We start from the raw sequence: 9535 nt of genomic DNA, 5'->3' as shown, positions 1-9535 counted from the left end.
ACGCCTCTCGATGGTCTGAAAAAGATGCTGGATAATAAAGCATGACCCGCTTGACGGCTAGGGCCGTCGGAGACCCTTGTAATGCCTGAACACGATGTACGCCTGCAACAACTGACGGTCTGGCTCGATGAGCAGCTCAATGATCTTTTCCGGAAAAACGCCTGGGGCGATGTGCCCGCAGGCAGCCTGACCGCGGCCAGCAGCGACGCCAGCTTCCGTCGTTACTTCCGCTGGCAGGGCGCTGGTCACAGCTTCGTGATCATGGATGCACCACCGCCCCAGGAGAACTGCCGACCGTTCGTCGCCATCGACCACCTGCTTGCCAGCGCCGGCGTACACGTGCCGCTGATCCATGCCCAGGACCTGGAGCGTGGCTTCCTGCTGCTGGGTGACCTGGGCCACCAGACATACCTTGATATCATTGATGCGGACAACGCCGACGGCCTGTTCGCCGATGCCATCGACGCGCTGCTGGCGTTCCAGCGCCTGCCGATGGATGCGCCGTTGCCCAGCTACGACGACGCACTGCTGCGCCGTGAAGTCGAACTGTTCCCGGAGTGGTACGTGGGCCGTGAGCTTGGCCTGGCCTTCAGCGATGCCCAGAAAACCATCTGGCAGCGTATCAGCCAACTGCTGATCGACAGCGCGCTGGCCCAGCCCAAGGTGCTGGTGCACCGCGACTACATGCCGCGCAACCTGATGCAGAGCACGCCCAACCCCGGCGTGCTGGACTTCCAGGATGCCGTATACGGTCCGGTCACCTACGACATCACCTGTCTGTTCAAGGACGCCTTCCTCAGCTGGCCGCAGGCGCGGGTCGAAGGGTGGCTGCGCGACTACTGGCAGAAGGCGCAGGCTGCCGGCATCCCGGTGCAGGCCGAGTTCGAGGCATTCCAGCGTGCCAGCGACCTTATGGGTGTGCAGCGCCACCTGAAGGTAATCGGCATCTTCGCCCGAATCTGCCACCGCGACGGCAAGCCTCGTTACCTGGGCGACGTGCCGCGCTTCTTCGCCTATATAGAAGAAGTGATCAGCCGCCGACCCGAATTGGCGGAGTTGGGCGAGCTGATTGCCGAGTTGCAGGCCGGAGCGCGTGCATGAAGGCAATGATCCTGGCAGCGGGCAAAGGCGAGCGCATGCGCCCGCTGACCCTGCACACCCCCAAACCGCTGGTCCCGGTCGCCGGCCAGCCACTGATCGAATACCACCTGCGGGCCCTGGCTGCGGCGGGCGTCACCGAGGTGGTGATCAACCATGCCTGGCTCGGCCAGCAGATCGAGGACCACCTGGGTGACGGCAGCCGTTTCGGCCTGAGCATCCGCTATTCGCCCGAAGGCGAGCCGCTGGAAACCGGCGGTGGTATCTACAAAGCCCTGCCATTGCTGGGTGACGCGCCGTTCTTGCTGGTAAACGGCGATGTCTGGACCGACTACGACTTCGCGCGCCTGCAGGCTCCCCTGCAAGGCCTGGCCCACCTGGTGCTGGTCGATAACCCTGGCCATCACGGCCGCGGCGACTTCCGCCTGGTGGGCGAGCGGGTGGTCGATGGTGACGATGCGCCTGGCACGCTGACTTTCAGCGGCCTTTCGGTGCTGCACCCGGCGCTGTTCGAAGGCTGCCAGCCTGGCGCCTTCAAGCTGGCGCCGTTGCTTCGCCAGGCCATGGCTGCCGGCCAGGTCAGTGGCGAGCACTACCGTGGGCACTGGGTGGATGTCGGCACGCTCGAACGCTTGGCCGAGGCCGAGCGCCTGATTGGCGAGCGCGCCTGACATGTGGTGGCCAAGCACGGTGATTGGTGCCGGTGCCGGCTTTGCCGTTGCCAGCATCCCCGGGGCCTTGCTCGGCGCGTTGCTCGGCCAGGCCATGGACCGCCGCCTGCGTTTGCAAGGTTGGGAGGACATGCGCGAACGCCTGGGGGGGCGCCCAGCCTTGCAGGACGACGAGTTGCTGTTCGTGATGCTCGGGCGCCTGGCCAAGTGCGATGGCCGGGTGGTCGAACAGCATATCCAGCAGGCGCGCCAGGAGATGGTGCGTCTGGACCTGGCCGAAGCTGCCCGACTGCGCGCGATTGCCGCGTTCAACCGTGGCAAGGCGGGCAAGGACCGGCTGGGTGGGCACCTGCGCCGCATTCGCCAGCAGCCGCATGCGGCCGAAGGCACCCTGCGTGCCTGTTGGCGCATGGTCTGGGCCGACGGCAAGATGGGCAACAAGGAGCGTGAGCTGCTGCTGGACTGGGGGCAGAAACTGGGCCTGAGCCGGCGGCAGGTGCAGGCCATGTCGCTGGAGTACGAACCACGCAAGGCGGCGGGGCCGGAAGGGATCGCCATGACCTACGCGGCGGCATTGCGCTTGCTGGCGGTCGAGGCGGATACCGATGGCGACAAGATCAAGCAGGCGTATCGTCGGCTGGTCAGTCGGCACCACCCGGACAAGCTGGCGGGCACTGGTGCCAGTGAGGCGCAGGTGCGTGAAGCGACCGAGCGTACCCGGGAGTTGCATCAGGCCTATGCAATGATCCGTAAGCGGCGGGGCCTTTGATGGCCCTATCGTCGGCAAGCCAGCTCCCACAGGTATTGCACTGACCCTTAACTCTGTGGGGTACCTGTGGGAGCCGGCTTGCCGGCGATGGGCCATTATGGCGAACCTTACCCCTGCGGGTTCATCCACCCCCGCACCCGGCGGAACAGTTGCTCCTGCTCGGCCACCTTGTTCCCCGGCATGGCAATCAGCGACAACTGCCGATACTGGCTGTCCTTCTGCCGCTTGCTGGCCTGCAGGCGCTGCGCGGCTGCATTGCGGTCACCGCTGCGGGTGACGTAGTAGATGTCGGCAGTCGGCACTTTCAAGGTTGGCGCCAGGCTTTCCAGGTCATGCTCTACCCGCGCCGGTGTCTGAGCGGCAACCATCACCAGTTTCTGCACCTGCGGTGGCTGTTTCTCGCTCAGGTAGCGGGCCGCCCAATACGCACCGCTGCCATGGCCGATCAGCACGATGCTGCGGGCGTTGTGCTGCTGGGCAAAGGCCACCGCAGCATCCAGGCGGGCGAAAATGCGCTCGGCATCGGCCGGGTCTGTTTGCTCGCTGGCCTGTTTGGCGTCGGTGCTTTCCGCGGTGTCGGCATCGGCTGCGGTCGCCTGGGCGACGTTGGCATTGGCATCGTCCGGCACGTCCTTGGCCGGGGCGCTTTCGCCCTTGTCTGGCTGCGGCTCGGCAGCCGGCTTGGCCTCGACCCGCGCCTGTGGGCTGTCGGCGAGCAGATCGGGCAGGCTGATGCTAAGGCTGTGCCAGCCGATATCGGGGAACTTCTGCCGCAGCGGGCCGACCGCATTCGGCCAGTCAGCCGTTTCGCCAGCCCCCGGGACGATGATGACCGCTCCCTCCGGGTCGCTGTCGTTGGCTGGTTTCCACAGGGCCAGGAAGCTGTCGGCACCAGCCTGCAGGGTCTGCTGTTCGGCCTTGGGTACCAGCCGCTCGAGCGCCTGGGCGTCCTCCTGGCTGCGTTCCAGCAGCGGCGGGCGAGGGGCTTGGGCAGCGGGTGCTTCGGTAGTGGATGGTTTTTCGGCATCGGCGGCCAGGGCGCCGAGTGGAAGGAGCGAGGCTAGGCAGCACATTGCCAGCGTCGTGCGATAAAGTGTGGACATGAGTCAACCCAGGGCCAGAATGATACCGGCAGCCTAATAGTATTTGCCCGTGACGGCCATGCTGCATGGCCGCCTTGCCAAGACGAGCGTGTAGATGAAGCGAGTGCGTCGCCTGTTTGTTATCGGCTGCTTGTGGCTGCCCTTGATTGCATTGGCCAGGCCCGAGACGGTGCCCACGGTTGCCTTGGAACCGGCCCAGCAGCAATGGCTGGATACACACCGCAGCCTGCGTGTCGGCCTGGTGTTGCAGGCGCCCTACGCTCAGTTCGACCGGCGCCTGCAGCAACTGTACGGAGCCAACGTGGAACTGGTGAGCAGCCTGGCACAGGCGCTGCGGCTGGACCTTACCTGGCGCAACTTCGCCGACCAGGCCAGCCTCGAGCATGCCCTTCAGGCCGGCGAAATCGACTTTGCCCCGGGGCTTACCCAGACCCCCGCCAGCCTGCGTCTGTGGCTGTTCAGCGACCCTTACATGCGCGTGCCGCAACTGGTGGTGGGGCCGCGTACCGGGACCATGGCCGTGGAACTGGAAACGCTCGAGGCCGAGCAGCGGGTGGCGGTGCGCATGCCCAGCCAGCTGGCGGACTACCTGCGTGGCAATTACAGCAACCTCAACCTGCAAGGGGTGCCCAACGAGCGCGAGGCCCTGCAACTGGTGGTGGGTGGCCAGGCCAGTTTCGCAGTGCTGGACGAAGCCCAGCTCAGCCGCCTGTCGCGCGAAAGCGAGTTCGGTGAGTTGGCCGTGGTCGGCGATATCGGCCTGCCGCAACTGTTGCGCATCGGTTCGCGGCGCGACTGGCCGCTGCTGGCCGATGTGCTCGAGCGTGGCCTGCAGGCGTTGCCGGCCAAGGAACTGGAGCAACTGCACCAGCGTTGGCTGCAGCCAAAGTACCCTCGTCTGAGTGAATCGACGGGTTTCTGGCAGAACCTGGCCTTGTTGTCCGGCATGCTGCTGTTGTGCGCGCTGGCTACTCTGGTGTGGCAGCGTCGGCAGCAGCGTCAGCTGGAGCGTAGCCTGCTGGCCACCCGAGAAAGCCTGGTGGAGCGGCAAGTGCGTGAAGAAGCATTGCGCCTGAGTCAGTTCGCCATCGACCAGAGCACAGTGGGCATCCTCTGGGTCAACTGGGACAGCCACGTACGCTACGCCAACCATGCCGCCGAGCGCATGCTGGGCTATGGCGAAGGCGCGCTGCTGGAGCGGCCGCTGAGCGACTTTGAACCCAGCCTGACCATGGACCGCTGGCTGGAGCTTTGGAAGGGCGCGCGCACCGGTGCGGGCGGTGTCGGCCAGTTCGAGACGCAGTGCCGGCGGGCAGACCACAGCCTGCTGCCGGTCGAGCTGTCGCTGAGTTTTCTGCGTTTTCGTGACTCCGAGTACCTGGTGGTGTACCTCGCCGATGTCACCGAGCGCCACCGCGCCCTGGCGGCTCTGCGCGAAAGCGAGGCGCGCCTCAAGGGCATCGCCGGCAACGTGCCGGGGTTGGTGTTCCGCCTGGAGCGAGACCCGGCCGAGGGTGACTTGGAATTCCCCTACATCAGCGAGGGCAGTGAGGCCTTGGTGGGCTATTCGCCCAGCGAGATCCAGCACCCGCAGATGGGCCTGCGCAACCTGGTACATCCCGAGGACCGCGCCGACTACCACCGAGTGCAGGACCTGGCCCTGGCCAGCGACCAGGATTGGTCCTGGCAGGGGCGCATCCTCACCCGGCAGGGTGAGCAGCGCTGGGCCGACATCAAGGCCAGCACCCGACGCCTTGGCAACGGCCAGGTGGTGTGGGACGGCGTGGTGTGGGACATCACCCAGGGCAAGCGGGCAGAGTTGGCGCTGGCCAGGTCCCAGGAGCAGCTGCGCGAACTGTCGGCCCATCTGGAAAGCGTGCGTGAGGAAGAAAAGGCCCGCATTGCCCGGGAAGTGCACGATGAACTGGGGCAGATGCTGACCGTGCTCAAGCTGGAGGTGTCGATGTGCGAGCTGGCCTTCGCCGAGCTGGACCCGGGCCTTAACGAGCGCCTGACCACCATGAAGCGCCTGATCGCCCAACTGTTCCAGCTGGTGCGTGACGTGGCCACCGCCTTGCGCCCGCCGATTCTCGATGCCGGCATCGCCTCGGCCATCGAATGGCAGGCGCGGCGCTTTGAAGCACGCACGCAAATCCCCTGCCTGGTGCAAGTACCGGATAATCTGCCAGCATTGAGCGATGCCAAGGCCATCGGGCTGTTCCGTATCCTCCAGGAGGCGCTGACCAACGTGATGCGCCATGCCCAGGCGCACAGCGTGGAGATCGAACTGGTGCGTGAGCACGGGCAATTGCGCATGACTGTCAGCGATGACGGCCAGGGCTTTTGCCGCGACCAGCCACGGCCCACCTCGTTCGGCCTGGTAGGGGTGCGTGAGCGGGTGCTGATGCTGGGCGGCAGCATGGCGCTGGACAGTGAACCGGGCGAAGGCACCAGCCTGAGCGTGGCCATACCGTTGGAGTAGGAGAGCGATCGTGATTCGAGTGCTGGTGGCCGAAGACCACACCATTGTCCGTGAAGGCATCAAACAGTTGATCGGCCTGGCCAAGGACATGCAGGTGGCGGGGGAGGCCGGTAACGGTGAGCAGTTGCTGGAAACCCTGCGCCACACGCCGTGCGAGGTGGTACTGCTGGATATCTCGATGCCGGGCGTGAATGGCCTGGAGGCGATCCCGCGGATCCGAGCGTTGCACGACGCCCCGGCGATCCTGATGCTGTCGATGCACGATGAAGCGCAGATGGCGGCGCGGGCGCTGAAGGCCGGGGCGGCGGGCTATGCCACCAAGGACAGCGACCCGGCGCTGTTGCTGACCGCGATTCGCCGGGTTGCCGCTGGCGGGCGCTATATCGACCCGGCGCTGGCCGACCGCATGGTCTTCGAAGTGGGCCTGACCGAGTCGCGGCCGTTGCACACGCTGCTGTCGGAGCGGGAGTTTTCGGTATTCGAACGGCTGGCACAGGGCGCCAACGTCAACGACATCGCCCAGCAACTGGCGCTGTCGAGCAAGACCATCAGCACGCACAAGGCACGCCTGATGCAGAAGCTGAAAGTGAACTCGCTGGCTGAGCTGGTGAAGTACGCAATGGAGCACAAGTTGGTCTGAATGCGACATGCCTGTTCTCGGAACTTGCCGAGATCCCTGTGGGAGCGGGCGTGCCCGCGAAAGGGCCTGACCTGCCGATCTCTATGGCTGAACCGGCTCCTTCGCGGGCATGCCCGCTCCCACAGGTTTGGCGGGTGGCTCGGATGAGCATTCCAAACCCGCCATCTTTGTAGGGGAATCCCTACAGCAAATCTTCCATCCGGATGATGGCATTCTCTCACCACCCCCGATTTTCCGGCGCTTGCCGCTTGTCTAGTCTTTGCCTACGCAGTCATCCAACAAGAAGGTGCAGGCATGAGCGAGGCGAAGTCGAACGCTGCAACCAGCGAAACGCTGGTCAGCTTCCGTGGTGTGCAGAAGAGCTACGACGGCGAGTCGCTGATCGTCAAAGGCCTCAACCTGGATATTCGCAAGGGCGAGTTCCTCACTCTGCTTGGCCCATCCGGCTCGGGCAAGACCACCAGCCTGATGATGCTGGCCGGCTTCGAAACCCCCACCGCCGGTGAAATCCAGCTGGTCGGGCGCTCGATCAACAACGTGCCGCCGCACAAGCGCGACATCGGCATGGTGTTCCAGAACTACGCGCTGTTCCCTCACATGACCGTGGCCGAGAATCTGGCCTTCCCGCTGACCGTGCGCAACCTGAGCAAGACCGACATCAGCGAGCGGGTCAAGCGGGTGCTGAACATGGTCCAGCTCGATGCCTTCGCCAAGCGTTACCCCGGCCAGCTGTCCGGAGGCCAGCAGCAGCGTGTGGCCCTGGCCCGCGCGCTGGTGTTCGAGCCGCAGCTGGTGCTGATGGACGAACCGCTGGGCGCGCTGGACAAGCAGCTGCGCGAGCACATGCAGATGGAGATCAAGCACATCCACCAGCGCCTGGGCGTGACCGTGGTGTACGTGACCCACGACCAGGGCGAAGCGCTGACCATGTCAGACCGGGTGGCCGTGTTCCACCAGGGCGAAATCCAGCAGATCGCCGACCCGCGCACGCTGTACGAAGAACCCTGCAACACCTTCGTCGCCAACTTCATCGGCGAGAACAACCGCATCAACGGCACCTTGCTCGCCAGCGATGGCAAACGCTGCCAAGTGCAGTTGCCGCGTGGCGAGCGGGTCGAGGCGCTGGCGGTAAATGTCGGCCAGGCCGGCGAGCCGGTGACCCTGTCCATCCGCCCGGAGCGCGTGCGCCTGAACGGCCACAGCGAAAGCTGCGTGAACCGCTTCTCGGGCCGGGTGGCCGAATTCATTTACCTGGGCGACCACGTGCGGGTGCGCCTGGAAGTTTGCGGCAAGGGCGACTTCTTCGTGAAACAGCCGATTGCCGAGCTCGACCCGGCGCTGGCCGTGGGCGATGTGGTACCGCTGGGCTGGGAGGTGGAGCACGCCCGCGCGCTCGATCCGATTGCCGAAGCCCATTGATGGATAGCTTCACCAACCCTGTACTGTGGAGAGAATAATAATGCGTAAGCAGTTGAAACTGACCGCCCTGGCCCTGGGGCTGTTCGCCGCTGGCCAGGCCATGGCCGCAGACCTCACCGTGGTTTCGTTCGGCGGTGCCAACAAGGCGGCCCAGGTCAAGGCGTTCTACGAACCTTGGCAGAAGGCCGGCAATGGCAAGATCGTCGCAGGCGAGTACAACGGCGAGATGGCCAAGGTCAAAGCCATGGTCGACACCAAGAGCGTGTCATGGAACCTGGTGGAAGTTGAGTCGCCGGAACTGGCCCGCGGTTGTGACGAGGGCATGTTCGAGGAGCTCGACCCGGCGCTGTTCGGTAATGAGGCCGACTACGTGCCGGGTGCCATCCAGCCATGCGGCGTTGGCTTCTTCGTATGGTCCACGGTGCTGGCCTACAACGCCGACAAGCTGAAGACCGCACCGACCAGTTGGGCCGATTTCTGGGATACCAAGAAATTCCCGGGCAAGCGCGGCCTGCGCAAAGGCGCCAAGTACACCCTGGAATTCGCCCTGATGGCCGACGGTGTGGCGCCGAAGGACGTGTACCAGGTGCTGGGCACCAAAGAGGGCGTGGACCGCGCCTTCAAGAAACTCGACGAACTCAAGCCCAGCATCCAGTGGTGGGAAGCCGGCGCCCAGCCGCCGCAGTACCTGGCCTCGGGTGACGTGGTCATGAGCTCGGCCTACAACGGCCGCATCGCTGCCGTGCAGAAAGAGAGCAACCTGAAAGTGGTGTGGAACGGCGGCATCTACGACTTCGACGCCTGGGCCATCCCGAAAGGTGCCAAGGATGCCGACGAAGCGAAGAAATTCATCGCCTTCAGCGTGCAGCCCGAGCAGCAGAAGACCTACTCCGAGAACATCGCCTACGGCCCGGCCAATTCCAAGGCCGTGAGCCTGCTGTCGGACGCGGTGAAGAAGGACATGCCGACCACGCCTGAAAACATCGCCAACCAGGTGCAGATCGACGTGGCCTTCTGGGCTGACAACAGCGAGCAGCTGGAGCAACGCTTCAACGCCTGGGCGGCGAAGAAGTAAACGACCAGCGTAGGGGGCCGCTTTGCGGCCCATCGCCGGCAAGCCAGCTCCCACAGGGGCCGCGCTATCCCCGAGATCAGCGCAGTACCTGTAGGGGCAGCTCCCACAGGGATCAGAAGCCCCGAGGCCAGTGCAGTACCTGTGGGGAAAGCTCTCACAGGGATCACAAGCCCCGAAGCCAGTGCAGTACCTGTAGGAGGTAGCTCCCACAGGGATCAGAAGCCTCGAAGCCAGTGCAGTACCTGTGGGAGCTGGCTTGCCGGCGATGGGCTGCGCAG

General features: G+C 64.9%; 8 protein-coding genes. 7 read left to right on the top strand and 1 reads right to left on the bottom strand.

All coding sequences use genetic code 11. The annotated features are described in order from the left end of the window. Nucleotides 1-81: 81 nt before the first annotated feature. The 3 genes from IRZ77_RS11370 to IRZ77_RS11360 are packed head-to-tail and all read left to right on the top strand — an operon-like array spanning nt 82 to nt 2538. Entirely contained in the window at nt 82-1101 is a 1020-nt protein-coding gene (locus tag IRZ77_RS11370; protein WP_085600118.1) for an aminoglycoside phosphotransferase family protein, read from the top strand. Then, nucleotides 1098-1769, top strand: coding sequence for an N-acetylmuramate alpha-1-phosphate uridylyltransferase MurU (gene murU / locus IRZ77_RS11365; RefSeq protein ID WP_046614414.1), 672 nt, complete (start codon nt 1098-1100; stop codon nt 1767-1769). The genes IRZ77_RS11370 and murU overlap by 4 nt, the downstream gene beginning before the upstream one ends. Nucleotide 1770: 1 nt before the next feature. Continuing rightward, nucleotides 1771-2538: a TerB family tellurite resistance protein gene (locus tag IRZ77_RS11360; protein WP_153671264.1), complete on the top strand. Its 768-nt coding sequence runs from the start codon at nt 1771-1773 to the stop codon at nt 2536-2538. 107 nt (nt 2539-2645) lie between these two features. Here IRZ77_RS11360 and IRZ77_RS11355 read toward each other — a convergent pair whose 3' ends face one another. After that, on the bottom strand, nt 2646-3641 hold the full coding sequence (locus IRZ77_RS11355) for an alpha/beta hydrolase family protein (RefSeq protein WP_153671263.1): 996 nt from the start codon (nt 3639-3641) through the stop codon (nt 2646-2648). 94 nt (nt 3642-3735) lie between these two features. Between IRZ77_RS11355 and IRZ77_RS11350 the strand changes: the two genes are divergently transcribed. The 4 genes from IRZ77_RS11350 (at nt 3736) to IRZ77_RS11335 (ending at nt 9257) form a co-directional block, all read left to right on the top strand. Further along, nucleotides 3736-6123 (top strand): PAS domain-containing sensor histidine kinase, encoded by a 2388-nt coding sequence (locus IRZ77_RS11350; RefSeq protein WP_108481026.1) that lies wholly within the window; start codon nt 3736-3738, stop codon nt 6121-6123. A gap of 7 nt (nt 6124-6130) precedes the next feature. Next, nucleotides 6131-6763 (top strand): response regulator, encoded by a 633-nt coding sequence (locus IRZ77_RS11345; RefSeq protein ID WP_170929296.1) that lies wholly within the window; start codon nt 6131-6133, stop codon nt 6761-6763. Nucleotides 6764-7057: 294 nt separating this feature from the next. Beyond that, nucleotides 7058-8182 (top strand): ABC transporter ATP-binding protein, encoded by a 1125-nt coding sequence (locus tag IRZ77_RS11340; RefSeq protein WP_196173514.1) that lies wholly within the window; start codon nt 7058-7060, stop codon nt 8180-8182. A 40-nt stretch (nt 8183-8222) separates the two neighbouring features. After that, the gene (locus IRZ77_RS11335; protein ID WP_046614409.1) at nt 8223-9257 is read left to right on the top strand and encodes an ABC transporter substrate-binding protein; all 1035 of its coding nucleotides are present in this window, start codon (nt 8223-8225) and stop codon (nt 9255-9257) included. Nucleotides 9258-9535 lie beyond the last annotated feature (278 nt).

The organism is Pseudomonas pudica, assembly GCF_015680405.1.
Taxonomy (GTDB): domain Bacteria; phylum Pseudomonadota; class Gammaproteobacteria; order Pseudomonadales; family Pseudomonadaceae; genus Aquipseudomonas; species Aquipseudomonas pudica.
Note: the sequence above shows the minus strand (reverse complement) of the source record. Positions and strands in the feature narration are given on the sequence as shown.

Excerpts from the sequence above, each read along its gene's own strand:
- IRZ77_RS11370 (WP_085600118.1), top strand. The coding sequence starts at position 82 with ATGCCTGAACACGATGTACGCCTGCAACAACTGACGGTCTGGCTCGAT.
- murU (WP_046614414.1), top strand. The coding sequence starts at position 1,098 with ATGAAGGCAATGATCCTGGCAGCGGGCAAAGGCGAGCGCATGCGCCCG.
- IRZ77_RS11360 (WP_153671264.1), top strand. The coding sequence starts at position 1,771 with ATGTGGTGGCCAAGCACGGTGATTGGTGCCGGTGCCGGCTTTGCCGTT.
- IRZ77_RS11355 (WP_153671263.1), bottom strand. The coding sequence starts at position 3,641 with ATGTCCACACTTTATCGCACGACGCTGGCAATGTGCTGCCTAGCCTCG.
- IRZ77_RS11350 (WP_108481026.1), top strand. The coding sequence starts at position 3,736 with ATGAAGCGAGTGCGTCGCCTGTTTGTTATCGGCTGCTTGTGGCTGCCC.
- IRZ77_RS11340 (WP_196173514.1), top strand. The coding sequence starts at position 7,058 with ATGAGCGAGGCGAAGTCGAACGCTGCAACCAGCGAAACGCTGGTCAGC.
- IRZ77_RS11335 (WP_046614409.1), top strand. The coding sequence starts at position 8,223 with ATGCGTAAGCAGTTGAAACTGACCGCCCTGGCCCTGGGGCTGTTCGCC.